At 40.9% G+C, this 26602-nt stretch carries 20 protein-coding genes and 1 pseudogene; 9 read left to right on the forward strand and 12 right to left on the reverse strand.

Annotation, left to right across the window (positions count from 1 at the left end):
* Positions 1-209: 209 nt before the first annotated feature.
* Positions 210-796, forward strand: a pseudogene (locus GNF10_RS20580) (magnesium transporter); the annotation flags it as partial.
* 28 nt (positions 797-824) lie between these two features.
* Here GNF10_RS20580 and GNF10_RS20585 read toward each other — a convergent pair.
* Both GNF10_RS20585 and GNF10_RS20590 read right to left on the reverse strand, forming a co-directional pair.
* The gene (locus GNF10_RS20585) at positions 825-1082 is read right to left on the reverse strand and encodes a hypothetical protein (RefSeq protein WP_185582057.1); all 258 of its coding nucleotides are present in this window, start codon (positions 1080-1082) and stop codon (positions 825-827) included.
* 231 nt (positions 1083-1313) lie between these two features.
* On the reverse strand, positions 1314-2186 hold the full coding sequence (locus tag GNF10_RS20590; protein ID WP_185582058.1) for an SDR family oxidoreductase: 873 nt from the start codon (positions 2184-2186) through the stop codon (positions 1314-1316).
* 907 nt (positions 2187-3093) lie between these two features.
* On the opposite strand from GNF10_RS20590, the gene GNF10_RS20595 reads away from it, so the two are divergent.
* Positions 3094-4695, forward strand: a complete 1602-nt coding sequence (locus GNF10_RS20595; RefSeq protein WP_185586683.1) for a peptide ligase PGM1-related protein — start codon at positions 3094-3096, stop codon at positions 4693-4695.
* A 12-nt stretch (positions 4696-4707) separates the two neighbouring features.
* Here the strand turns inward: GNF10_RS20595 and GNF10_RS20600 are convergent, their stop codons facing one another.
* Positions 4708-6738 carry a protein kinase gene (locus GNF10_RS20600; RefSeq protein ID WP_185586682.1) on the reverse strand — a complete coding sequence of 677 codons (2031 nt, stop codon included), beginning with the start codon at positions 6736-6738 and terminating at the stop codon, positions 4708-4710.
* Between the two features lie 396 nt (positions 6739-7134).
* Here GNF10_RS20600 and GNF10_RS20605 point away from each other — a divergent pair, with 396 nt between their 5' ends.
* The gene (locus GNF10_RS20605; RefSeq protein WP_185586681.1) at positions 7135-8412 is read left to right on the forward strand and encodes a DUF4255 domain-containing protein; all 1278 of its coding nucleotides are present in this window, start codon (positions 7135-7137) and stop codon (positions 8410-8412) included.
* Positions 8409-10385 carry an ATP-binding protein gene (locus GNF10_RS20610; RefSeq protein WP_185586680.1) on the forward strand — a complete coding sequence of 659 codons (1977 nt, stop codon included), beginning with the start codon at positions 8409-8411 and terminating at the stop codon, positions 10383-10385. Before GNF10_RS20605 ends, GNF10_RS20610 begins: the two co-directional genes overlap by 4 nt.
* Positions 10386-10542: 157 nt before the next feature.
* Here the strand turns inward: GNF10_RS20610 and GNF10_RS20615 are convergent, their stop codons facing one another.
* Positions 10543-11367: an S-adenosyl-l-methionine hydroxide adenosyltransferase family protein gene (locus GNF10_RS20615; protein ID WP_185586679.1), complete on the reverse strand. Its 825-nt coding sequence runs from the start codon at positions 11365-11367 to the stop codon at positions 10543-10545.
* A gap of 111 nt (positions 11368-11478) precedes the next feature.
* Between GNF10_RS20615 and GNF10_RS20620 the strand changes: the two genes are divergently transcribed.
* Positions 11479-11634, forward strand: coding sequence for a hypothetical protein (locus GNF10_RS20620; RefSeq protein ID WP_167755997.1), 156 nt, complete (start codon positions 11479-11481; stop codon positions 11632-11634).
* A 436-nt stretch (positions 11635-12070) separates the two neighbouring features.
* On the opposite strand, the gene GNF10_RS20625 is transcribed toward GNF10_RS20620, so the two are convergent.
* The 5 genes from GNF10_RS20625 to GNF10_RS20645 form a co-directional block, all read right to left on the reverse strand.
* On the reverse strand, positions 12071-14584 hold the full coding sequence (locus GNF10_RS20625) for a CPBP family glutamic-type intramembrane protease (RefSeq protein ID WP_185586678.1): 2514 nt from the start codon (positions 14582-14584) through the stop codon (positions 12071-12073).
* A gap of 349 nt (positions 14585-14933) precedes the next feature.
* Entirely contained in the window at positions 14934-15377 is a 444-nt protein-coding gene (locus tag GNF10_RS20630; protein ID WP_185586677.1) for a GNAT family N-acetyltransferase, read from the reverse strand.
* A gap of 61 nt (positions 15378-15438) precedes the next feature.
* Positions 15439-17226 carry an aspartate--tRNA ligase gene (gene aspS, locus GNF10_RS20635; RefSeq protein ID WP_185586676.1) on the reverse strand — a complete coding sequence of 596 codons (1788 nt, stop codon included), beginning with the start codon at positions 17224-17226 and terminating at the stop codon, positions 15439-15441.
* A 179-nt stretch (positions 17227-17405) separates the two neighbouring features.
* Complete coding sequence (locus GNF10_RS20640) at positions 17406-17630, reverse strand: type II toxin-antitoxin system HicA family toxin (protein ID WP_185586675.1); 225 nt, start codon at positions 17628-17630, stop codon at positions 17406-17408.
* Between the two features lie 2 nt (positions 17631-17632).
* A complete protein-coding gene (locus GNF10_RS20645; RefSeq protein ID WP_185586674.1) occupies positions 17633-17842 on the reverse strand; it encodes a type II toxin-antitoxin system HicB family antitoxin in 210 nt (69 codons plus the stop codon).
* Between the two features lie 216 nt (positions 17843-18058).
* Between GNF10_RS20645 and crtD the strand changes: the two genes are divergently transcribed.
* From crtD to GNF10_RS20660, 3 genes are all read left to right on the forward strand, one after another.
* Entirely contained in the window at positions 18059-19573 is a 1515-nt protein-coding gene (crtD, locus tag GNF10_RS20650) for a C-3',4' desaturase CrtD (protein ID WP_185586673.1), read from the forward strand.
* Between the two features lie 96 nt (positions 19574-19669).
* The gene (locus tag GNF10_RS20655; RefSeq protein ID WP_185586672.1) at positions 19670-20776 is read left to right on the forward strand and encodes a saccharopine dehydrogenase family protein; all 1107 of its coding nucleotides are present in this window, start codon (positions 19670-19672) and stop codon (positions 20774-20776) included.
* A gap of 238 nt (positions 20777-21014) precedes the next feature.
* The gene (locus GNF10_RS20660; RefSeq protein WP_185587214.1) at positions 21015-21404 is read left to right on the forward strand and encodes a hypothetical protein; all 390 of its coding nucleotides are present in this window, start codon (positions 21015-21017) and stop codon (positions 21402-21404) included.
* Positions 21405-21589: 185 nt separating this feature from the next.
* On the opposite strand, the gene GNF10_RS20665 is transcribed toward GNF10_RS20660, so the two are convergent.
* Positions 21590-22888, reverse strand: a complete 1299-nt coding sequence (locus GNF10_RS20665; protein ID WP_185587211.1) for a sodium:proton antiporter — start codon at positions 22886-22888, stop codon at positions 21590-21592.
* 479 nt (positions 22889-23367) lie between these two features.
* On the opposite strand from GNF10_RS20665, the gene GNF10_RS20670 reads away from it, so the two are divergent.
* The gene (locus GNF10_RS20670; protein WP_185587209.1) at positions 23368-23637 is read left to right on the forward strand and encodes a hypothetical protein; all 270 of its coding nucleotides are present in this window, start codon (positions 23368-23370) and stop codon (positions 23635-23637) included.
* Positions 23638-23838: 201 nt separating this feature from the next.
* On the opposite strand, the gene GNF10_RS20675 is transcribed toward GNF10_RS20670, so the two are convergent.
* Together GNF10_RS20675 and GNF10_RS20680 are read right to left on the reverse strand one after the other, a co-directional pair.
* Positions 23839-24978, reverse strand: a complete 1140-nt coding sequence (locus GNF10_RS20675) for a glycosyltransferase family 4 protein (RefSeq protein WP_185587208.1) — start codon at positions 24976-24978, stop codon at positions 23839-23841.
* A gap of 78 nt (positions 24979-25056) precedes the next feature.
* Entirely contained in the window at positions 25057-26226 is a 1170-nt protein-coding gene (locus GNF10_RS20680; protein ID WP_185587205.1) for a glycosyltransferase family 4 protein, read from the reverse strand.
* Positions 26227-26602: the final 376 nt, after the last annotated feature.

Below are 26602 nucleotides of genomic sequence, written 5' to 3' on the forward strand. Positions count from 1 at the left end.
TAATTCGAGTACGAGGCATCGCTGTACACCGATTTTACTTCCCCTAAATAATACTATCTATCGCAACTTGGTATAAGTGGGAATGTTCAAGCTGATTTGAGGAAAACAAGAAACCACCGAAGATATCTATACCTTGGGTGGTAGTTCCGGATTTCTCACGCATAGTGTAGGCAGAGGGAGAAGAGGAGTGTGGGTAGTGTGCAGTCGGGGGCGACAACTATTTTCAGATGAATTTATTAGAAATTGCTCAGAAGCGGGTTGTATAGTTGTTGGTTTTACTTATAACCAATACACCATTACAGGAAAGATTATTAAGTCACAAGAGAAAATTTTAACAAAAGTGCTAGTGCTAACACTGACAGCGTTTATCCCTTTGCTGACTGATGCTGGTGGTAATGTGCTTGCCAGCCTTCTACAGTGGCTATTTGAGGGATGAACACCGATATGCGATCGCTTGGCACATTGCAAGTAGTTGGCCGAGAAACGATGTCTGACGACAAGCCGCTAATACGTCTACCCTGGGGCATTATTGGAAGGAATGTTAGGTGCGATCGCTACTATCTAGGCTTAATTTCTGCAAAATCGATTAGAAGTAGCGATCGCTGCGCTAGCCTGGTAGCTATTTCTGTTTTAGCTTCTATCTCCGGTTCAACACTACAGTTTCTATTTCGCTACCTCCGTTTAGTCAACTCCATTTATAATTACAGAAGTTGATGTAGTAGACGTTTTGATTTATTTCAATTTGGCGCTGTTAATTTTAAGGTTACAAAAGGAGTCATTGGTCATTAATCAATAACAAATTACAAACGACAAATGACTATTTTTTACAATTCTGATTCCGTCACTGGAGCAACAATTTCGCCAGTACCCAATTGCAGTATCATGTCTTGTTCAGTAATTAATCCAGTAAGTTCTTTTACTTGTAAATTCATTTCTTCACAAGCTTGTCTGAGTTCTCGGGCAAATTTGTTGAGGTCTTGACCATAGCCACATTGATAAGCAGCAGTTTCAATTCCTTGCTTGGCATTTGCTCTAGCACAATCTACTAGTTCTGTGCCATATAGTGGTGTAGGAGATGCCATAGACGTAGTTGTTATCTCTAAATGTATGCTGCTGAACAGACTATCAATATTTCAATTTTTACTCATCCCTCTAATGGAAGACAATGAGGGTAGAATTAGGTGTGAAGAGTTAGTAGTTAGAAGCTAATAGGTTATAATTTTAAACTCCGCTAACTTTAGTTTTTGAATTTGGCATTAAACAAAAAATATAAAATTCCAAATTCTATGACTTCTAACTCCTAACTCCTTTATTTAGCCATTAACAACTTCGCCACCATTTACGTGTAGAACTTGTCCAGAGACATAAGAAGCATCATCAGATGCTAGATATACATAGCTGGGGGCAACTTCTTCTGGTTGTCCGGCTCGTTGCATTGGTACTTGTTTCCCAAAATTCTCAACTTTCTCTTCTGGGAATGTTGAGGGAATTAAAGGTGTCCAAATTGGCCCTGGCGCGACAGCATTAACGCGAATTCCTTTTGACACCAAATTTTGTGATAAGGAGCGAGTAAAAGCAACGATCGCACCTTTTGTAGAAGAATAATCTAGCAGTTGTGGGCTACCTTTATAAGCTGTTACCGATGTGGTATTGATGATAGCACTGCCTGTTTGCAAATGCTTTAGTGCAGCTTTAGTCATAAAAAACATTGAGAAGATATTAGTGCGGAAAGTTCGCTCTAATTGTTCTTTAGTGATTTCTTCAATACTTTCTTTTGGATGTTGTTCGGCGGCGTTGTTGATGAGAATATCGAGTTTGCCAAACTCACCAACTGTTTGTTGGATAGCTTGCTGACAAAAAGTTTCATCGCCAATATCGCCTGCGATAGTTACTGCCCGACGACCTTGTTTTTCTACCAAATTTTTTGTTTCTTTGGCATCATCGTGTTCATTCAGATAAAGGATAGCCACATCTGCACCTTCTTTAGCAAATGCGATCGCTACAGCACGACCAATACCACTATCTGCACCCGTAATCAATGCTACTTTATCTTGTAACTTGCCACTACCTCGATACTGGGCATCATCTGCTTTAGGTTTTGGTGTCATTTCTGATTCAACACCTGGTACTTCTTGCTGCTGTGGCGGCTGCAATGTTTTTTCTTTTTTCTCTTTTGATTTCGGCATAGGTTTTTTTGGTAATTGAATATTGAATTGGGCATTTATTACCCTCATCTTTTTCATTAGCCATTTTCAAAAGCAAACCCTGGATCAAAAATTTAACCCAAGGTCTATTTTCTACTTTGGCTCCTACTTGCTATTTACAAGTTTTTGGATATACATATCCCGAATTCGTAGAAATTGTAGGCGGCTGACGTTATTTATACTCAAAGATGACAGACACTATTCACCTGACGGCAAGAACAAGTATAAAAACTATGATTCGATGAAATAGTTATCTTTTTCATCTGCTATTAAATTAACTATTAATTTGCTGTAATTTATCGCTCTATAGAGGTAAACTAAGCTAAATTTTGCTCAACCTTAAGACGGAAAATAAATTAAATAATCAAAATTATCCAATTAGTTAATTATGATTTCTTCTAGCTCACTCAAGAGTCGTGCCATTTTCGATAAATGAAAATATAGATTTATACTTTTTCGCTTTGTCGTTGCACAACTACCTACCTGTTTGTCAAGTTTAAATTTATGGATATAGGAATTAGCTTTGATTTTTGTATCCCTCACGGAAGGGTAGCTATAGTTACTTACGTGTGCAGGCAATAAGCAATAGAAAAGAAGGCTTTTTAAATTGTACGGAGTTTTTTCACGTAATAAAATATAAGTCATATTGATAATTTTAGATTATTAAGTTTAGGCTTGTTTTCTAAGTAATAAACTCATTACTACAAACCTTCAAAACTATCTTGACAGAATAGTAATATTATGCGCTTAAATTTCATTAGTATTAATTTAAGCTGATATCTGCATAGGCACATTTTTGCAGGATAAAGTACTTGCTTACTAGTTCCCAAACTAATAGGCCAAAAGCCTGCGTGGTGCGCTACATTGGGATTATTAGAGGGTAGGGGTTATGGCAATACTAAATATTTCCGAGTTAGAGCAGGTTGAAAAGTTTCGCCAATTACAATTAACCCTGCGCGATCGCTGGAAAACGATCGAGTCATTTGACAATAGTGAAGCGGATATTTTAATTATTCCCTCCCTAAGTCTTGACCAGCGCGAACTCCAAAAGATTGAAGGGTGCGAACATTATGAAGAAAGATTACTATTTTCTTTAATTCGGTTGCAGAACCCCCGGACTCGGCTAGTTTATGTAACATCAGTACCACTGCATCCTAGTATTATTGATTATTATCTGCAACTTTTGCCAGGAATTCCCTTTTCTCATGCTCGCAATCGCTTGCTGCTACTTTCTACTTACGATTCTTCCCTTAAACCTCTTAGCCAAAAGATTTTAGAACGCCCCCGTCTACTAGAGCGGATTCATCAATCTTTGAGACTAGACAAATCATTTATGATTTGCTACAACTCTTCGCACTGGGAAGGCGAATTGTCTTTAAAATTGGGTGTACCACTGTATGCTGCTGCACCAGATTTACAGATTTGGGGGACAAAAAGTGGCAGTCGGCAAATTTTCGCTGAAAGTGGAGTACCGCATCCAGATGGCAGCGAAAAAATTTGGAACCACACAGATTTGGCAGAAGCTACCAGTGATTTGTGGGAAAGACAACCAACATTAAAACGGGTAGTGGTAAAACTTAACGAAGGCATTTCGGGAGAGGGAAATGCCTTGCTCGATCTGAGGCCAATTGAGAATTTAGCACCAGGTATTGGTACTCATGCTCAAAGGGTAGCAGCAATTAGCGATCGCTTCTCAACAATGCGCTTTCAAGCAAAACTTGAGACTTGGGATAATTTTTCGGGAAGAATCCCAGAATTAGGGGCAATTGCCGAAGCATTTGTGGAAGGGGAAATAAAGCGATCGCCCAGTGTCCAAGGACGGATCACACCTACTGGGAAAGTGGAAATCCTTTCAACTCACGACCAAATTCTCGGAGGCCCAGACGGTCAGATTTATCTTGGTTGTCGCTTCCCGGCTGATGAAAGCTATCGATTGCAATTACAACAATTAGGACTACAAGTTGGTAGAAAGCTAGCAGAGAAAGGTACTTTAGAGCGATTTGGCGTAGATTTTATCACCGTTGACAAGGGTAATGGTGAGTGGGATATTCAGGCGATCGAAATTAATCTGCGTAAAGGTGGCACAACTCATCCATTCATGACCCTGAAATTATTAACAAACGGTCGCTATGACCTTTCCACGGGCTTATTTTATAGTCAGCAAGGTCGTCCAAAATACTACATTGCTACTGATAATTTGCAAAAAGAGCGCTATCAGGGATTGTTACCTAATGATTTGATGGATATCATCGCTGAACACAGACTACACTTTGACAGTGGTACAGAGACTGGTACAGTGTTTCATCTCATGGGTTGTCTTTCGCAGTTTGGCAAGTTGGGATTAACCAGCATCGGTGATTCTCCGCAACAAGCACAAGATATTTATAACAAAGTTGTCAAGTTTTTGGATGAAGAAACCCGCAGCGAAAATCATGATTTCTCGGCGTTTTCAGATTATTCTTTTCCCGTAGCTTGGGATGAACATAGGTAAGCTATTAGCTAATTAGTTCTGAATGCGATCGCTATTAGGTAAACTTTCCTGGTTGCTAGGTTCTTTACGAGATTGAGTATAAATATAGGCCACCAAGGCTAAAGTCAGCCCAATTGCCAAGACTACTCCCAAGATTCGCAAAAAATTGGGAGTAATTTTCGTAGCTAGCTGCTCACTTAGCTTTGGTTGGTAAATAGTGTCATCTAGTGGTACTTGTCGTCTGCCTTGATTGGATGCAGACCGTGGTTGATACAATGTCACATCTGGCGGTACTTGTGGTCTACCTTGATTCGCTCCAGGTCGCGGTTGAAATAATGTCTTATCTGGTGGCACTTGTTGTCCGCCTTGATTAGCCCCAGGTCGCGGTTGAAACAATGTTTTATCTGGTGGCACTTGTTGTCCACCAAGATTCGCTCCAGGTCGCGGTTGAAACAATGTCTTATCTGGTGGCACTTGTTGTCCGCCTTGATTAGCCCCAGGTCGCGGTTGAAACAATGTCTTATCTGGCGGCACTTGTTGTCCGCCTTGATTAGCCCCAGGTCGCGGTTGAAACAATGTCTTATCTGGTGGCACTTGTTGTCCACCTTGATTAGCCCCAGGTCGTGGTTGATACAAGGTCACGTCCGGTTTTCTGGGGTTGGGATTATTTACAGGACTCTGTGGACTTTGCTCAACTGGGTTAAACTGCCTCGGAACTGTTTCGTGATTTGAACCTTGGTTGTATCCAGGCTGAAGGGGAGGAACTGTTTCCTCAGATTGGTTTTGCTCAATCGGGTTAAATTGTCTGGGAATAGTTTCGTGATTTGAGCCTTGATTGTATGCAGATGGGGGACGGAGAACGGTATCGTCGTTTGATTGTCTGGGAACAGTTTCGTGATTTGAACCTTGATTATATGCAGATGGGGGACGGAGAACGGTGTCGTCGTTCGATTGTCTGGGAACAGTTTCGTGATTTGAACCTTGATTATATGCAGATGGAGGACGGTAAACGGTGTCGTCGTTCGATTGTCTGGGAACAGTTTCGTTGTTTGAACCTTGATTATAGGAAGGTTGTGACTGCCCGGTAGCTTTTTTGGGTAAATTAATAGTGTTTGTGACAGATTTGGCAGCAGCTTGCAAAGCAAGATTGAGTTCTTCTACCGTTGCAAATCGGTTAGCTGGGTTCTTGTGGAGGCATTTCATCACCACTGCTTCCAATTCTGTGGAATAATGCTCACAACCTGGCTGCGATCGCAGTGGCTTCGGTGGTTCATAGGCATGAGCTAATACCCAAGAAGCCTCACTGACATGACTACCCTTAATGCTGATTCCAAATGGGTCGGCGGCACTCAGCATTTCATAAAGGATAATTCCTAAACTGTAAATATCACCCCTTGCATCCAGGTTTTTATCGCTTTGAATTTGCTCAGGAGGTGCATAACGAAATGTGCCAATAAAAGTACTGGTGATATTGGTAATATTCGCATTTTCTGAAGATTCACTGCGAATTTTGGCAACACCAAAATCCAAAACCTTTACCCACTCACCCAAATCTGTAGGTACTAAAAATATATTATCTGGTTTCAGGTCACGATGAACTACCTGAATATGCTCAGTGCTTTTTCCGCCTTCCCGTTGGAGAGTAACCCCTTGATGGGCAAGCTGTAAACCTTTGCAAACTTGCGCTATAATTTTTACCGCCCGCTCAACAGATAGCCGCTTCTCGCGCAGCAGTAATTGTCTGAGCGTTTGCCCGCGCAAATATTCCATTACGTAAAATGGAAAGCCTTCTGGGGTGAATCCACAATCACTAATCTTAACTATGTGGTCACTTTGCAAAGCAGCACAAACTGCTACTTCACGCTCAAAACGCTTTCTCATTTCTTGTGATGCCACCAGCGTATCTTTGAGCAACTTTAAGGCTACCTGTTGACCCACACGGCTGTCCGTTGCCAGGAAGACATCTCCCATGCCACCCCCGCCTAACCGTTTGTCTAAACGATATCGCTCGTTATCACCTACCAAGCGACCAATCCAAGAATTTGAAGGAGGTGGGGATTTCATCTGGGGGAACCCATTCTAGTAACTTTAAGGTTTTGACTTTAGCTCAGATATACTACTAGTATTACAAATATTTTGCTTACTTGGTAACTTAGATGAATATCAGTAACATATATTACTTAGCATTTATCTGATTATACTCAGCTTAACATATTACTAACTTAAAATAATGTTAGCAATTTGATAAAATGTTTAAAATTAAGCCCTATGGTACTTTAAATTGGTTCCTAATGTGAAGTTAACGCAAATTATACGAGGTCTTTAGCTTCATTAGTGCTGATATTTCGTATGCTATGCGGATAGCCTCTGTTACAGAATATTTAAAGTTTTGCAAAATATATTCTGTCAATGTACTCTGGCGTACATGATTAAGATGTGCTATTGCCATGAGGAACGAGGATGAGTAATGTACTCTCTATAGCCGCCGTGACAGCAGTACTAAAAGTCTTGCTGGAAAATGGCTTAGTCAGCGATCCGATCGCTGCGAGTGTTGGTGATGTGATTGTAACTGCCCTACCGCCCGATCGCATTTCAGTTGAAGCTGACGAGCGGGCTCAAATCAACCTGTTTCTTTATCAAGTAACACAGAACCGCAATGTCGATTGGGTATCTCAGGAATTTCGCAGCAGACACTCACGTATAAATGGAAACGCATCCTCACAGAGTCCGCCACTAGCTCTTGACCTCCATTACTTACTAACAGCGTATGGAGCTAAGGATTTTCAGGCGGAGCTTTTATTGGGCTATGCAATGCATTTATTACACAAAACACCCGCCATCACATCGGATATTATTGAAAGTACTCTGATAAATGCCTCTACAACCAATACCTCAAGCGCTTTTTCGCAAGCTGTCGCAAGTGTATCTGTACCTGATTTAGCTGAACAAATTGGTCAGATTAAACTGACTCCAGAGTTTTTTAACATGGAAGAAACTTCTAAATTATGGTCTGCGTTACAAACACACTATCGACCTTCAGCTACCTATCTGGCATCAATGGTATTGATTGAGAGTAGCAAACCTGAAAATTCTGAAGGTTTCTATATAATGCCCTTGTCTCAACCGACTATAGAGCAAGTTATGACTCCGGCAAAGACCGATCAAACGATTGTTACGGGCACAACATTAGTAATTCGTGGTAAACGTTTACGCGGTGAGATTACCCGAATTCGTTTGAGTCATCGGGAGACTTTATTAGTACCTCATGATGTTAAAGAAACACAAATTAGCCTGTTAATCCCATCAGATTTATACGCAAGTGTGCAGACTATCCAAGTCGTGCATCTAACAATGGGCAATTCAGGACAAACAGATTATGTATTTGAATCAAACGTTGCAGCTTTTGTCATCCATCCAACAATTACGGCATTTGTCGCTCAGGTGGAAAATAGCGGCGACAATTTACGCACAGCAGAAATTACCGTTAAATTCCAGCCCAAAGTTGGTAAGGCACAGCGAGTAGTTTTGCGACTCAATGAAGTATCAGTTAATAGTCCGGTAGCTTACTCTTTCTTGGTAGCATCACGCGCTGAAGACACCGATGCAATTACTATTCCTATCAAAAATGTAAAGCCAGGAACTTATATTGTTCGGGTGCAGGTAGATGGTGCAGAAAGTCCACTGCACAAGAAGAATCAGTCTGGAGCTTATGATTCGCCACAGGTGACAATCTTATGAATGCTACAACAAATCCCAATTGGGATGAGGCAAACTACCGCTATCTATCAGCAGCCCTTGCCGTGGTGCGTGGGATTTTAGAAAATCACACAGCAAAAGAGCAAAATCAATCTGTAGAGAAAAACCAAAAGGATTTACAGGAAGCTGCGGCTGCAATGCCTGCGCCATCGGGATTGGAGAGAGTATGCAAAATATTTAGCCTCTCATCCTTTGAACGTGATTTGTTGTTGTTGTGTGCAGGGATGGAATTGAATGGAGATTTTGCTAAATTGTGCGCCATAACGCACGGAGATTTACAACGAGCTTACCCAACTCTAAGTTTAGCTCTGTCTGCTTTACCTAATGTCCACTGGGATGCGATCGCTCCAAATGCTCCCTTACGTCATTGGCGGTTAATTCAAATTGGTGATGGTCATGCCTTGACTCTCAGTCCCGTCAGAATTGACGAACGAATTTTACATTATCTCACGGGCATTCAATATCTTGACGAACGATTAGCTGGCATCATTGAACCATTACCAGAGGTTAGCGATTTAGTACCCTCACACCAAGATTTAGCAGAGCGAGTCGCAGCAGTTTGGTCACAAGCTGGCAAAATTCATAGCTTACCAGTCGTGCAGCTATGTAGTAGCGAAACTACTAGCAAACGTTCCATTGCCGCGACCATTTGTCAACTCCAGGGTTTAAGTTTGTGGGTAATGCCTGCACAACTGATTCCTTTAGTACCTAGCGAGTTAGATAATCTGATTCGCCTGTGGACTCGTGAGACGATTTTAAGTAAGTGTGCGTTACTCATAGACTGCAACGAACTAGATAATAATGATATGGCACGACTGAATGCGATCGCTCGTTTCATCGAACGCACCAAGGGCTTTTTAATAGTTACGAGCCGAGAACGGATTGGACTAGGACAACGCCTGGTAGTTAATTTTGACGTACATCAACCAACTAGCAAAGAACAAGGTACAGTTTGGCAAGATGCCCTAGGTTCAATGGCATCACAAATGAACGGGCAAGTTAAAACCCTAGTGGATCAGTTTAACCTAAGTGCTGCAACCATCCGGGCTGCTTGTGCAGAAGCCGCAGGACAGTTAGCACAAAAACCAGACAACGATATCACTAGCATTTTATGGGATGCCTGCCGTGTGCAAGCACGTCCGCGCTTGGATGAACTCGCCCAAAGGATTGAGCCATCTGGTGATTGGGAAGATTTGGTATTGCCAGAGGCACAGAAACAAGTTCTGCGAGAAATTGCGGCTCATGTCCGGCAACGCAGTACTGTATATAACAATTGGGGTTTTGGTGGCAAGAGTGCTAGAGGATTGGGAATCAGCGCCTTATTTGCAGGTGCTAGCGGTACTGGTAAAACCTTGGGGGCAGAAGTACTCGCCCATAAATTGCGCCTCGATCTTTATCGGATCGATCTATCATCGGTAGTTAGCAAATATATTGGCGAAACAGAGAAGAATTTGCGCCGAGTATTTGATGCTGCTGAACAAGGCGGGGTGATTTTGTTATTTGATGAAGCTGATGCTTTATTTGGTAAACGTAGTGAAGTTAAAGATGCGCGCGATCGCTATGCCAATATTGAAGTTAGCTACCTGTTGCAACGGATGGAAAGCTATCCAGGTTTAGCAGTTTTAACTACGAACCTGAAAAGTGCTATTGATACAGCCTTTTTGCGGCGGATTCGCTTCGTGGTGCAATTCCCCTTCCCCGATACAACACAACGAGCCGAGATTTGGCGGCGCGTCTTTCCCGCCGACACCCCAACCGCAGACTTAGATGCCCTGCAACTAGCACGGCTAAATGTCGCTGGGGGTAATATCCGTAACATAGCCTTAAATGCTGCTTTCCTCGCCGCCGATGCCGGGGAAGCAGTGCAGATGAAACACTTATTGCGGGCTGCTCAGACAGAATATAGCAAGTTAGAGAAGCCTTTAACTGATGCGGAAGTTGGGGGGTGGATGTGAAGAGGGGAGAAGGCAGGAGGCAGGAGGCAGGGGGCAGGAGTTAATTTTAGAAGTTGCCAAATCATTCTGCAAATATGCAACGCCATATTTGATATGATGCGTGATTGGTAGGTTTTGTAACTCACCTAAGTGAAGATTTTTGACCAGTGTGATTGGTTCATGTTAGAACAACTTGAAGCGGTGCTTGCCAATCTAAATGCAACCGGGAGTGAGCATTACCGCTATTAATGGCAATTTCTACCCAGCCGTGACTGCCAACTAAAGCTAGTATCTCTCCCACGTTGACATCACCGTAAGTTTGACAACCTAGTATACTCAACCCAGCAGCTTGCACATACCAAGTTTTGCCTTGTACGTAACTTGCTGGAATGTTGCTCACTAGGTTGCCAAAGTGGTCAATATATTGAATGCAACCCACTACACCATTGCTTGTCTGCTTACACTCAGCTATATCCAGTTTGACCAAACTTGCTGGATCAATTTCTTGTCCTAGCTGTTTGAGGGAGACACCACTAGCAAGACTAGCTGCCACTGGTGCAAAAATATCTCTACCGTGAAAAGTGTTGCTTGGTTGAGGAGTTCGCCAATAGTTAAGATTTGTAAGTTCAACGGCTGTGTAGGCGTAGCCCGTCGTAGACATCGCAGGGCTTTGACTAAGTACCCCGCTAAAGATACCATTATCTGGGCCGACTAAAAACCCTTGAGCAAATTCTACTGCGATCGCTCGTCGCTTGCTTCCCACACCCGGATCTACTACTGCCAGATGCACTGTCCCAACGGGGAAATAGGGATAAGCATTCATCAGGCAAAACCGGGCTGCGGCGATGTCTTGCGGTGGAATTTGGTGCGTTAAGTCTATCACCCTCAGCCTGGGGTTGGCTTGGGCTATGACTCCCTTTATTACGCCTATATAGATATCGCGATCGCCAAAATCGCTTAAAAAAGTCATTAGTCGTTGTTGATCAATCTGCTTCTCAGACATATTTTTGTTAAAATCTATATTAAGTTAGAAATTTCTGTAGCAACAGCTACAAAATATGTGTTATGTTATCAATAGAAGACATAAAGCAAAAAATTAAAAAAGGTAATCACTATGAATCAAAATAGACTACAAAGTGGCAGAAAAGCACAAGAAGCCCACAGAGAGAATATTCAAAAAAGCCTAGAGCATCGCTTGCAAGTAGCCAGAGCAAAGGGCGACGAACAACTGATTCGTCAACTTGAAGCTGAAATGAGATATTCCAGCTAAATCAGGTTTTCATTGTTCTTAGTTTGTTGTGTAACCCGCTACGGCGGGTTTTTTTGTTTTTAGGGGGTTTGCTTTCTATGGTAATTGCGCTGTTAGCTTGGGTTAACCAAAGCGCAACCCAACAAAGCCCTAGAAATGTTGAGTTTCATTCTTCAACTGAACCGTATTGGCTCTTAGAGGATGTTTGAAAACTGACTTTTCACGGCATCTGGAAAACCTCTCTCTAAATCTCTCTCCTAAAAGGAGAGAGACTTTGAATTTTCCCCCTTCCCGCGTCGGGAAGGGGGTTAGGTTTTTGGCGGACTTTTCCACATAACGTGAAAAGTCAGGTTTGAAAAGCCCTCCTGTCAGTATCAAAAGTTTTAGATCGACTTCTAAATCTATCGATAAAAAGGGGGAACTAGAATTAAAGTCCCCCTTTTTAAGCTACGGTGTATTATATTGAAGCTTTATGATTTTTTTGATTCTTATCTAATTTTGTTATTCCTCCCAACACGATTAGCCAAACTACTACTACAACCCAGTGGATTAAAACTATCACCCAAAAAGATCCAGTTAAGGTATATGCAACAGTACATATAATTCCCAACCATAAAGTTAAAGTAAGAAAAACCCGGTTAAAGAATGTGGGATTTCCAGCTTTGAAAAATGTTTTAGCATTCAATGGATGATACAAAACAAATAATACTAAACTAACTATTGCCCATAAGCTCCATCGTAACCAATTGGTGATTTCGCTAGGATGAGGAAGCAATATAACGCGAAAAATTAGTTCTTCGGTAATCGCAGGTGCAAATAAACAACGCAACGTTAATAAGCATTGATCAATCAAATTTGCAGACCAAAACTGGATCTGTAAAAATCCTAATTTCCAGCCATAAGGTAGGGCGAAAATACTATAAATTATCAGCAGTAAAATCAGAACTAACCAATCTTGCTGTGTAGGAATTACTAAAGACGCTAAAACTCGATTTACAACAATTGAAAGCGGTGAAATATTAGTAAAAGGAATTTTAATTTGTCCTAAAAAGACTGTTGGTGCAAGGGATGTAATATCGGATTGCCAACCACCTACTTGATTAGTTCGCACTACTTGCAAAGTTGCACCATGTTTGAGAAATATCGCGGCGAGATCATCTTGTACTTGCCGTGGCATGATTGTTCGCCATGTTGTCAAACCAGCCCAAATACTACCATCTTGAAATGGTTTGGTCGTTTTTCCGATTCCCGTACCTGCGAGTATACCTGCTTGACTCTGCCAATCAGCACGAACTATCCCCAAGGGCGCTAATTGTTGTTCTAAAGATTTACCTAATTCAACTAGCTGCTGAAAGCGTAATGTTTGTGGATGATTCGGATTAGTACGTACCCAATTTTGAATTTGAGGAGTTTTCGCAACTTGGTTTTTAATTGCCATTATCGCAGCATAAAGTGCTTGGCTTGAATCTTGGACGCATGAGGTACTAGGTGATACCATTGCGCCGCCAGTACCATCGCCAACGCGATAACGTGCCATTGTTACCTGTAATTGTTGCTGGAATTCCTCTAAAGGCGAAAGTTTAATCCCATCAAAATCATAATCTTGCGTTACAGGGTCGAATCTAATCAGAATATCTGATACTGGACGTGTTGCTAACCAACCACGTTGCAAATTCCCCATATAATCAGCCCATGTATGGGTTCCGGCTATAATTCCATCAGGGTTATGGGCATAAATTTGGTGGTATTTAGTCTCAAAGCGTAATTCGTTAGTAAACTCGTCACGGACAACTTCTGCGATTCCAAAAGCAAAATGTCCAGTGATAGTATTAGGTATTGCGATCGCTTCAGCTTTACGTCCGCCAATTCCACCGAATAGGTGTAGTACAATCGCTTTATCGCCTTGTTGCCATTTTGATATAGATGTTTCTATAGGTTTTAACAAGGCAGTATTGAATTTACCTTTATTCTTTTCGGTATTTTGCCAATTTACCTCTTGGATATAATTTAGCCCTAATTCCTTACCTGTGATGATTTGACGGGGTTGAATTTGAAACAGAGAACGAGGTGCAAAGGCACTTACTGTAAATACGGCATTTGCATCTTTAGCACCATAAATATACCAACCATCTTCACCCGCAGGTGATTTTTCGATTTCCTGCGAACTTGAAGGCGCAAAGTCTCGCGTATCTATTACTTGTTGGGGAATACGAATAGTTTCTTGAATACCATCAAATTTATTTGAATTAGGGTTATAGTGTTGTACATCAAAATAATCACTATTCTGCTTATCTTTTGTAGAGAAAAGATTAGATTTAATCGGGTTAATTATTTTTACTAATCCATAAAATCTACCAGTTGCTAAAACAGGTTCACGTTCAATTTGCAAAATGGATTTTTCTCCATCTGCATTGATGATTGTATTTGCATCTAAAGCAACAATTACATCATCTTGAGGATTTGCACCAGCCAAGGAGCGTAAAATACCTACTTGACGAACTCCATTTAGTCGAAAAGGATGAATATTCCCTTGTTCTTGACTTTTAATCACTTCTGAAGTGAAATTTATATCTCGCGTTACAGCTTTAACTTTAGTAAGTAAATCTTCATTCTTTTTCCACTCCAGACGCACAATTTTTCCTAATAGATTTTGTGCTGCGGGTGGTGCATATTGTACTTCCATCCATACCCAATCTAAACCATCTTGTAATTGCTGTTTTGTTGGTAAGATTAACCTTCCTACCCAGTCGCCAACAGGTTTATAAAGTTTTGCAGATGGGATTTGTGCAACTGGATAAAAACTAGATTGATTAAAATTTTGTCGCGTATGTATCGCGTAATTGTTTTCTTTTTGTACTAGCTGTGGTTCTCTTGCAGAGAGTTCTTGTGACACGATTCCTACTATAAATACTAGCAGTAAAAATATCGGAAACAATAGCCTTCTTTTTCGATTTAATCCACGCCAAATCATATATTATCAGCAACTAAATATTATGCCAACTTGATTATTTATTAAACCCCAATAACCCTACCTTGCCAAAGCTACACTTTATCTTCTCTATCCAAAAATCAGGAGAGGAAATTAAGTGGAATAACTGGCGTATGCGGTACAATTATTGTGACAATTATAACTAATTTATAACTTACACAAAACTACACGGGTTAGGGGTAATACCCTGCGGGTTCGCTGAAAGCGTTCTCGTAAGAGTAGCCGCTTCGCGTCTACATGAATTGCCTTACCTGGAAATTAGGGCTTGGGCTATTTTTTGCGTAAGTCCTGTAATTATGCGGACATGATAGGCCAATTTATTGTCATGCCACTACTGCAACCGCAAAGCGTAATGGTAAAACTCTTCATTCTTAATGTAATCTCGCGCTTCATAGAGGTTTTGCGCGGTTATGTTAGAAATTTGAGTAGATAAAATTACTCGAATTGCTCCACTTTTTTTGGCGTATTCTTCCGCAGTACTCATCAATAACTTTGCGATTCCTCTGCGGCGATGCGACTCTTCTACATACAAATCGTTCAATATCCATACTCGTTTCATCGACACTGAAGAAAAGCTGGGATAAAGCTGAGTAAATCCAACTAATTGCCCATTGTCATTAGCTGCAAATACTACTGAATCATTATTATTGAAACGTTCCTTGAGAAAATTTTTGGCAGCTTCAAGATTTGATGCCTGATTGTAAAAAATGCGATATCTATCAAATAATACTGAAACACTTTCAAGATGATTAATATTAGCTAAAAAAATTTCCATTGAGTATCCTCAAAGTAATTGGTGGGCATTGCCCACCTTACTTAGACAATTATTTAGTTCACTAAGACTTTGGTTTATAAGTCGAAGCAACGTGCAATTCTTTCAACTGTTTCGCATCTACACTCGAAGGTGCATCTGTTAACAAACAACGTGCTTGTTGTGTTTTCGGAAAAGCAATTACATCTCGAATGGATTCTTCGCCAGCTAGCAACATTACCAAACGATCTAAACCATAGGCGATGCCACCATGCGGTGGTGTACCATATTCAAATGCTTCTAAGAGAAAGCCAAATTTACTTTGCGCTTCTTCTGGAGATAAACCAATCGCTTCAAACACCTGCTGTTGAATTTCTCGTTGATAAATCCGCAGACTTCCGCCGCCAACTTCCACGCCGTTGAGTACCAAGTCGTAAGCTTGGGCGCGTGCTGTCTTTAAGTCGCTCAAATCATCAGGATGTGGTGCTGTGAATGGGTGGTGTAGCGCTTCTAGACGCTTTTCGTCAGCATTCCACTCGAACATCGGGAAATCTGTAATCCACAGCAAGTTGATTTTTTCTGGATCGATTAAGTTAAATTCTTTAGCGATCGCTTGCCGTAATCTATCTAATGTTTTATTAACTGTAGCAGCATCGCCAGCCCCAAACAATAGTAGATGTCCAGCTTTAGCACTTGTACGGCGCAAAATCTCTTGTTTTTGTTCTTCACTGAGGTTGTCTTTAATCGCGCCAATGGTGTCAATTTCGCCATCATCCCTAACGCGGATATAAGCTAAACCTCTAGCACCGGCTTCGCTGGCTTCTTTAAATAAGTCACCACCTGGTTTAATGCGGACATTAGAAATTACATCGTTACCGTTAGGAATTGGGAGGATTTTGACGATACCGCCATTAGTAACAGTGTCCCGAAAGACTTTGAAACCAGAGTCTTTGACAATATCCGAGACATCAACTAATTCCAAACCATAGCGGGTATCTGGTTTATCACTACCGTAACGTTCCATACCCTCAGCGTAAGTCAGACGCGGGAAAGGGCGCTGTAACTCAATGCCTTTAACGGTTTTGAAGATATGACAAACTAAGCTTTCATTTAGTTCGATAATTTCTTCTTGGGACATGAAGCTCATTTCCATGTCCAACTGGGTAAACTCCGGTTGTCTATCGGCGCGTAAGTCTTCGTCACGAAAGCAACGGGCAATCTGATAATATCTATCCAAGCCGGATACCATCAGTAATTGTTTAAATAGCTGGGGCGATTGCGGCAAAGCATACCACTCTCCAGGATTGACGCGACTGGGTAGAACATAATCCCGCGCCCCTTCTGGGGTAGAACGGGTAAGTATTGGGGTTTCGACTTCGATAAAACCTTCCAAATCTTCGAGATAACGACGCATGGCTTTGACAATTTGATGACGCAGTTGCAAATTTTGCGCCATGCGTTCGCGTCGCAAATCCAAATAACGATATTTCAGCCGCAAGTCTTCCCGCACTGTCTCGGTGTCAGCAATGGAAACTTGGAAAGGTAACTGTTTGCGGACAGCATTGAGGAGTTGAATTTTATCGGCATAGATTTCTACCTCGCCTGTAGGGATGCGGGTATTCAGCGATTCTTCAGGACGTTGTGTTACCCTACCAGTGATTTCGACAACATATTCATTTCGCAGGGCGTTCGCCTGCTCATAAGAGTCTGGGGTGCGTTGCGGATCGCTGACGATTTGGACTATTCCAGAGCGATCGCGTAAATCTAAAAATATCACACCACCGTGATCGCGGCGACGGTCTACCCATCCGTAAAAGGTAACAGTTTCTCCAATATGTTCTTTTCGGAGTTCGCCGCAATAGTGAGTTCGCATAAGTCTTAATTATTGTTTCCGGGCTAGATTGGGAAGAAAATGTCAAAGCTTTCCCATTATCTAGCATCAATAGTAATTGTAGTAGTTCTGGTTGAAGAAAAAATGAAATAATCTCACACTATCTCACACTATATATATAGATGAGTCCATGACACAGGAAGGGTAAATTTTACCTATTTTTACAATAGTTCCCGGAATTCATCACGGCTGATCTGACAGTCACGGAGTATCTGTGCTAACAAACCAGAACCAATTGTTTCACCAGAATGCACTGGAATAACAGTTCGACGACCATCACTGTGTATCAAAAAATGGTGACTACCTCGGATTCTTGCTACCTCAAAACCTGCTTTTTTTAAAGCTGTAATTACCTCCCGTCCAGTCAAACTCGGTAGTTTGCTCATACTTAAACAGAAACCCTCTGCACACCGATAAACTCTAATGCTTCCGCATTTTCTTGTTCAACCTCTAAACAAAGTTCAATAGCTTCTTTAATCCGCTCTATCAATTCGTCTAGAGATTTGGCTTGGGTGTGACATCCTGCCAGACTAGGCACGGAGGCAACAAAATAACCTTCAGAGTCGCGTTCTATAATGACGTTAAATTCTCTGGTCATCTTAAGGTTGTTGTTTGGTGAGGTAATCTAATTTTAGAGTAGTTATGAGTCGTGATGCGTAAAACCCCCGTAATTTATGCGGGGGATATAAGCGAACAGGACAAATTTATTTGTCTATCTTATGCTAGTGATCTACGTACCCTCCAATCCCATTCAACTCAGAGATTAAGGTAAAATTATAATTAGAAATATTAAGAATTTTAAAGAAACTAATCAATGTCCAGCATTTCTCTTGACAAAAGTAACTCTCATGTCGTCGTTATCGGTGCGGGAATAGGTGGACTGACTGCTGGAGCATTATTAGCTCATAGAGGTTACAGGGTCTTAATATTGGATCAAGCCCTCGTACCAGGTGGCTGTGCTTCGACGTTTAAACGCCAGGGATTTACCTTTGATGTGGGCGCAACTCAGGTGGCGGGGTTGGAACCAGGGGGAATTCACCACCGCATTTTCTCAGAATTGGAAATTGAATTACCGCCAGCAACACCTTGCGATCCTGCTTGTGCAGTGTATTTACCTGGGGAAAACACACCCATCAATGTCTGGCGCGACCAAGAGAAATGGCAAGAGGAACGACAAAGACAGTTCCCCGGTAGCGAACCGTTTTGGCAATTGATGGCAACTTTGTTTGATGCCAGTTGGGAATTTCAAGGACGCGATCCGGTGCTACCACCACGTAATTTATGGGATTTGTGGCAACTAGCGCAAGCGGTACGTCCCAGTACATTAATTACCGTCCCCTTCACTTTGTTTACGGTAGGAGATGCTTTACGGTTATGTGGGTTGGGAAATGACCAGCGATTGAGAACTTTTTTAGATTTGCAACTGAAGCTATACTCCCAGGTGGATGCAGACGAGACAGCGTTACTTTATGCCGCCACAGCGTTGAGTGTATCCCAACTGCCCCAAGGATTGTTTCACCTCCAGGGAAGTATGCAAGTATTGAGCGATCGCTTGGTACAATCCTTAGAAAGAGATGGCGGCAAGTTATTGATGCGCCACACTGTAGAAAAAATCAAAGTAGAAAACGGTAAAGCTACTGCTGTAGTCATTAGAAATCAGAAAACTGGCGAAGTCTGGACAGAAGCCGCCGACCATATTGTTACTAATGTCACCGTGCAAAACTTGGTGCAGTTGTTGGGAGAACAAGCACCATCTGGATATAAAAACCGGGTGGAAAAACTACCCCAAGCATCGGGTGCGTTTGTGGTGTATTTGGGTGTAGATGCTAGCGCGATTCCGCCTGGGTGTCCTCCTCACCTGCAATTTTTGTACGATGTCAATGGCCCCATTGGCGAGAATAATTCCCTATTTGTTTCTGTCAGTCATCCTGGAGACGGTCGCGCACCAGAAGGGAAAGCGACAATTATTGCTTCTTCATTTGTCGATCCTGCACAGTGGTGGGAGACTGAAGATTATGAAGGACTAAAAGAAAAGTTTACCCAAGAAGCGATCGCTCATCTTGCCCAATACTTCTATCTCAAACCAGAAACAATTATTCATCAAGAAGCCGCAACACCGCGCACCTTTGCCCATTTCACAGCCCGCGATCGCGGTATAGTTGGCGGTATTGGTCAAAGAATTCCTACCTTTGGCCCCTTTGGATTCGCCAATCGTACACCCATCCAGAATTTGTGGTTAGTTGGTGACTCCACCCATCCCGGCGAAGGTACTGCTGGAGTGAGTTATTCGGCGCTAACAGTAGTCAGGCAAATTGAATCGCAAATGTAGCATAAATTTTGTGAAATGCTATAAATCATACTTATAACCGATGGCAAACAGGACGCAAAACTGATGAAATAAGGTTAGTGTTGCGAATCTGGAGTAATGACAGACAGAGTTTTAATTCTTGGTGGACGAGGGCGGATTGGTAGCAGTGTTGCTCAGGATCTCGCTAACCATACGCAGGCTCAAATTACAATTACCGGACGTTCTGCGGAGTTTGGGAAGGCTGTCAGCTTGTCTTCGGGAGGAAAAGTGCAGTTTTTGGTATTGGACTTGGCAGAAGTTGACAAGTTGCAAGATGCGATCGCAAACTCTAACTTAGTAATTCATTGTGCTGGGCCATTTCACTATCGAGATACTAATGTTCTCGAAACCTGTATTGCTCAAGGCGTTAATTATATAGATGTCAGCGACCATCGTTCTTATACCAGTAAAGCTCTCAATTTTAGTGAAAAAGCTGCTGCTGCTGGTGTGACGGCAATTATTAATACTGGCATTTTTCCTGGTATTTCTAACAGCATGGTACGTCAAGGTGTTGAACAATTTGATAAACCAGAAAAGATCCACTTAAGTTATTTAGTTTCGGGTTCGGGTGGTGCTGGCATTACAGTGATGCGGACAACTTTTCTGGGGTTGCAGTATCCTTTTGAGACTTGGATAGATGGAAAATGGGAGATAATCAAGCCTTATAGTGAAAGAGAATTAGTTGATTTTCCACCGCCTTATGGACGCACCGGAGTTTACTGGTTTGATATGCCAGAAACCTTTACACTGCCCAAAGCTTTCCCATCAGTAAAAACTGTAATTACTAAATTTGGCTCTGTTCCCGATTTTTACAATCACCTAACTTGGATTGCGGCACATATTTTTCCCAAGTGGTTAATGCAGCGTCGTTACATGATTGAATTTCTATCTCATGTCAGCCATTCGATGACGGATGTCACTAATAATTTTAGTGGAATTGGGGTAGCAGTTCGTTCAGAAGTTACAGGGCAAAAAGATGGTGAAACCGCCGTTTATTGTTCAACTGTAGTGCATGAAAATACAGCGATAGCTTCTGGTTGCGGTACAGGTAGTATTGCCCAATTATTGCTAGAAGGTAAACTCAATAAACCAGGTGTTTTTGCTGTGGAAGAAGCACTCCCAACAGATTTATTTGAAGAAGTAATGCAAAGTCGAGGAATTAAAATTAATCATAGTTGGTTATAAGAGATTTTCAACAAATAAATTACCCAATCTTGGGGGGTGGGCATCTTGCCCGCCTTTGTCTATGGATATAGCTCCTAAAACGTTCAGATAGCATTAACTGAACTTTAGGTAAAAATTAATATACCTTGCGATAGAAGGAAAAACTGTACCTAAACATTTAGGATGCCTGTGAGCCTTAAATATTGAATATATTTATACATAATCAAGGCTTATAACAGAACAATAGGAGGAGCTTTTCATGCAAAAAATTCTATTAACTTTAAAACAAGCGTTACGTTCAAGCTTTTTAGTTGTTTTCTTGATGGTTTCCATCAGCTTGTCAGGTTCATTTATTTTTATTCAGCAAGCTAGTTATGCAACTACTCTTGAAGAATTAAAGCTAATACCCCCAGAGTATAAACCAAATTCTGAAGAAAAAATTGATCGTGCTAACGAATTTGACCCAGGTGTTGGCGTTCAAGAAGAAGAACGACAAGAAGCTTATGAGCAAGCAATAAAAGATTCAAAAAACCTTACTACTATAGAGAAGACTTACGAAAGGAATTTGAAGGCTGAACAAGAACAAAATCCCCCAGAAAGTTTTGGTGAAAAAGCGAAAGAAGTTCTTGAAAAGGTGACAGGGAAATAGAGAATATGCGCTAAACTACTAAGCCCTTTGGTACTAGGTTTTGGTAGTTAAGATTTAAAGGCTCTATATTTTTTGAAGTCAGAGGTTTAGAAAATTAAATTTAAGGTGCGTTATCGCTAAAGCGATAACGCACCTTAAATTTTTGATAGTGCGTTAATCTTCGGTATAACACACCCTACAACAATTTATTCAAATTCATCAATTGTGGAAGGAGAAGTAGGTTTTCTTTGATTACCAATATTGCGCTCATACCACTTCATTAATGGAGTTGAACTGATACCATGTATAATCACAGAAGCTACAATAGTAGTGTAAGTTATCCAAGCAATTTGTTCGGCAGCTTCACCTTTTAAACCATTACCAAAGGCATAGGCAAGATAATATAAAGAGCCGACACCGCGAATACCAAACCATCCAAATAACCAACGTGTTCCTGGATGAAATGTTCGGCGGTGTGATTCTACAGGGCGTTTACCTATTGTGCTAATCCAAACTCCTACTGGTCTAATTATTAAGAATAGCAAAATTATTACTAACAAAGATTGCATAGCGTAGTTGAGCATTGGCTGCAATAATAATATTGAACCCAATAGTAAAATTGTTCCAACTTCCAGCAGTTTTTCAACTTGCTCAACAAATTCTAATTGTGCTAGCGGTTTTTCAGGGTCTCTATAACTGCGTTGGACAACTAACCCCGCAACAAATACTGCCAGAAACCCATAGCCATTAACCATTTCTGTTAAAGAATAAGTTAGTAAAATCGTGCTGATAGCAATAAAATCTTCCATTAATTCATCAGCACGACGGCGTTTTTGAATTTTCTTTTCAATCCAGACTATAGATTTGGCAACAACAATTCCCATAACAATACCAGCTGCGATCGCCCAAATTAAATCAACCGCAATCCACTGTTGAAACCAGTTACCCCAGTTGTCATCTTTTAACGCATGAAGACCAAAATAAACGAAGGGAAAAGCTAAAGCATCATTTAACCCACCTTCAGAAGTCAGACCAAATCTCAACTCATCTTTGTCGTTTATATCAGTAAGTTGTACTTCTGATGCTAGTACTGGATCGGTTGGTGCGAGAATTGCTCCTAATAAAATTGCTTCTCCCCAATTCATCCCTAAAAACAATTTACCCACAACAGCCAGAGCAAGAATTGAAATTGGCATCAGAAATACAATCAATCGGGCTGTAATACCCCAAGCCGCCAACTTTAGAGGACGAACAATTTTTAAGCCGCAGCTAAACACAGAAATAATTACTACAAGTTCTGTTATTTTTTCCAGTAATTCGGCATTAAAAACTTCATCTCGACGTAATTGAATCAGCCCAAAAGCATAAGGGCCTAGCAAAATACCAACTAGTAGATAGATCAGGGCAAAAGAAAGAGGTAGGCGAGCAATCCAACCCGATCCTAATGTTACCATCAGCAGAAGTAGACCGATTACAAATAGGTCAATAATATAGATATCTACCATATAGCGATTTGTATAAAATTAGGCGTTACTTTGTAAGCTTAATTGCAATAGTTTTTTATTAGCATTACCTATGGGCAGATTTTTTGTAATTAAGGATTAAATATTCAGATGCGCCACCAAATTAGAGAAGAAGGGAATAGATAAAACAGTTTTGCTTTGCATGAAGTACAAACCTACAAATTTTGAGGTATGAGGCAGGAGAAAAAAACATCTTTATGTTTGATGCGTGAGTCTTGTATTTTCTATCTCACTTACTTGCAAACTGCTGTAAAATCGCACTTCGATTCTTCGCATCTGCCCTTAAAACAATGGGATGTAGCACGCGAATATGGTGGTAGCACACAGGTGTACTACTTTTTCACTCAGACATGCTTTTTTAGTACAAATATACTATAATAGATATAGCGTCCACAAAGCCTAATTAAATGCCTAACGGCTGTGTGAAAACCTTCCAGAAGATGGATTCAAGGGTTAGTTCGATGATGAAGCATTACATTCTCAACCTCAATCCGACTGCCAAACATGAATGGGATCGGTGTATTTTACGCGATCCGCTAACTGCCAAACGCCCAGACATTGCTAAACTAATTGCTGAAGCGGTTGGTGCTGATACAGGCAGTTATTTGGTAAGCGTGAATATCGAAGTTCAAGTTTTGCAGCAAGCCGCAGTCCCTCAAGCAGAACAACTTTCGCTTTCGTTTCCAGAGATGAGTGTGCAGTCACAACCACAACTGCGGGAAGCAGCCTAATGCGATCGCTTGGAATATCTGCATAATCGATTTAGTATAGCTAAATTGAGAGCAAGATTAGCGTAGCTTGCTGCCGTAGGCATTGCTCAAGAACTCATATCATTCAACTAGACAACGCAAGACAAGGGGTTTCCAAAAAACAAATTATCCAAAATGATTTATAGGGGATCTTGTCCAAGATCCCCCTAATTCCAGCCTGTACTAGAATCTGTGGGACAACAGTTGAGCAATTTGCTGATTAATAGTTGCAACATCAAAACGCCGACTAGCCGTAGTTCTGGCATTATTAGCTATAGTTGCAGTTATTTCCGTCTCCTGAAGACAGGTGATTATTACCTGTGCAAGTTCCTGGGGTTCTCCTGGTGTCACTAAAAAACCATTAAGTCCATGTTCTACTAATTCCATTACACCCCCAGCTTTTGCTGCAACTACAGGTTTTCCACATAGCATTGCTTCAACAATTACTCTACCAAAGGGTTCTGGAGAAGTAGAAGTATGCGCCACCAAGTTACAAGCTGCCATTAACTGGGGAATATCTGAACGAAATCCTAAAAATTTGACGCGGTTTTCTAGTCCCAGATTGGTAACTTGTTGATGTAATTGTTTGACATAATTTTGTTCGCCAAACAGTGCATCTCCCACTAAAATTACTGTCACCTCTTGGGAACATTTGGCAAGAGCATCAATTAAAATATGCTGTCCTTTCCAAGGTGCAAGACGGCTAAAGTGTCCGACTACAAACTTTCCTTGCAATCCTAATTCTTGCTGTAATTGATTAATATCAGATTCATCAGTTTGATAAATTTTTGGATCAAAGCCGTTATAAACAACTTCGACTATATCTGAGCGTCCCCCCGCTTGGATAAAGGCTGTTTTACTAGCTTGGGAATTAGCAATTACTAATGAGGCACAATGATTAGCTAAGTTAATCGCAATGCGAAGATTAGTTTGGCTAAAATGTTCTGTGGAAAGAATATCGTGTAAATGATAAACCAGAGGACGACGACTAAAAAAACTTGCAAATGCTCCGACAACTAATGCTTTTTGGGTGTTGGCATAAATTAAATCGTATTCACGCGCTTTTTTTATTACTTTAGTAATCAAAGGTGCAAGTTGTTTTAAACTCTTTAATCCTTGCACCAAACTGCTTTCTTTGCGAACTTGGATTGTTTGAGTTGCCAGAACTTCTACTGGGATATGATTTTGCTGTAGTAAATCTTTAAATTGTCCATCTGCGAATAAACCTACTAAAGCGCGATGAGAGTATGGTTTAGCAATATCTATTAAACATAATTCTGCACCGCCGGGTTTACCGCTTTGGTCTAAGAAAAAAATTCTCATAAAACTTCCTTGTAATACAATACGGTTTAGACGCGATTTATCGCGTCTCTACAAAGCAATTTTCACGTTTCTATTTCATTAATTTAATAGAACATTCCGTACTTGTTGAGCAATTTGGTTCCAGTCGTAGTGCGTAGTCGCGTACTGACGACAGGCTTCTCGTGAAGGTATGGGGATATTTCCCAAAAGCACTTGTTCTAATTTTTCAGCAATAGCTGATGCTTCTATTGAAGTAGTAATTAAATCGGGTGAAAACTCTGATAAAATTTCTGGCATTCCCCCAACTGGGGTACATGAAACAGGAGTACCACAGGCTAGAGATTCGACTATTGCTAATCCAAACCCTTCAAAAGATTGGCTAGGCATGACAGTTAATTCAGCAGCTTGATAAGCTATGGGTAATTGCTCATCAGGTATAAAACCTAAAAACTTAACGTTGTCGGCTAGCCCTAATTCTATAGCTTGTTGTTGTAGTGCAGCTTGGATGTGACCACGACCTGCAATTGCTAGCCAAACATCTGGTATTCTGGGCTTAATTATAGCCAAAGCCTGCAATAATTTGTCAACTCCCGTTCGATGCACTAAACGGCGCGACGTAAATATAATCCGGCGATTATTTGGCCAGCCTAGCTGTTTACAAGCCTCTTGGCGTGATAAATTTGGTTGAAACCAGTTAATATCAACTCCACCAGGAATAATATTAATTTTGCTCCACGGTACTTGATATTTATCATGGAGAACTTTACCAAATGCTTTGCTTAAAACAATGAAGCGATCGCAGCGATTATAAGTATTTTTTTCTATTAGCTGATGCTTAATTAAAAGACTGAGGTTCTTATTAACTACCTCTTGCTGACTTTCAGAAGCCCAAGGCCCATGAAAATTAAAAGTAACTGGTACTCCCTTTGGTAAAATATCTAAAAGTGGAAAGCTATATAATGCAAAGTGTAGATTAATCGCATCTGGTTTGCTGGTTCTTGTTTTCTGAAAGTTAGTGCGAATAGACCATAATCTTTGCCAAATAGCGCTATCGGGAGAAGCCAAGTTAGTCAGCTTAATCGGCGAATTTAATTCAGCCTCTGGTAGACCAACTCCGCATAATTCAACCTGGTCTTTATTTGCTGCTAATTTATGAGTTAGTTCATACATATATCTTTCTAATCCTCCGGGGTTTTTGGGAAACCAGCCTAATCCCAACGTGAGAATAGATGCAGATGATGAAGCTAAACTTTCTGGTTTATTTTTCACTAATATGTCTCCTATAAATATATAAAAACAGTAGGTATATACAACTGTAAGCCCCTAGAAAATGTTCCAAAGATTAATTACTAGAATTTCTAAATCTACATTTCCAATAAGATTTTTATATAGAACACCAATTTATAAACTATTTATATGCTAACGTCAATAAGGGATAAAACCTTGTGTTTTTATTAACTACATAATACCGATTAAGATATATATGATACCTGTCAATTAACAAGGGTAGATGCTAAGTATCTAGGCATAAATAAATTTAAAGTTTGTAGTAAGGACTTTAGTCCTGATAATCCTTGCTCTGAGCGATAAATCGCTCACTACAAACTAAGAGTTTATTTTATATTTAATTATGTCTACCTACTTA

It is taken from the genome of Nostoc sp. UCD121, from assembly GCF_014222285.1.
Lineage (GTDB): Bacteria > Cyanobacteriota > Cyanobacteriia > Cyanobacteriales > Nostocaceae > Nostoc.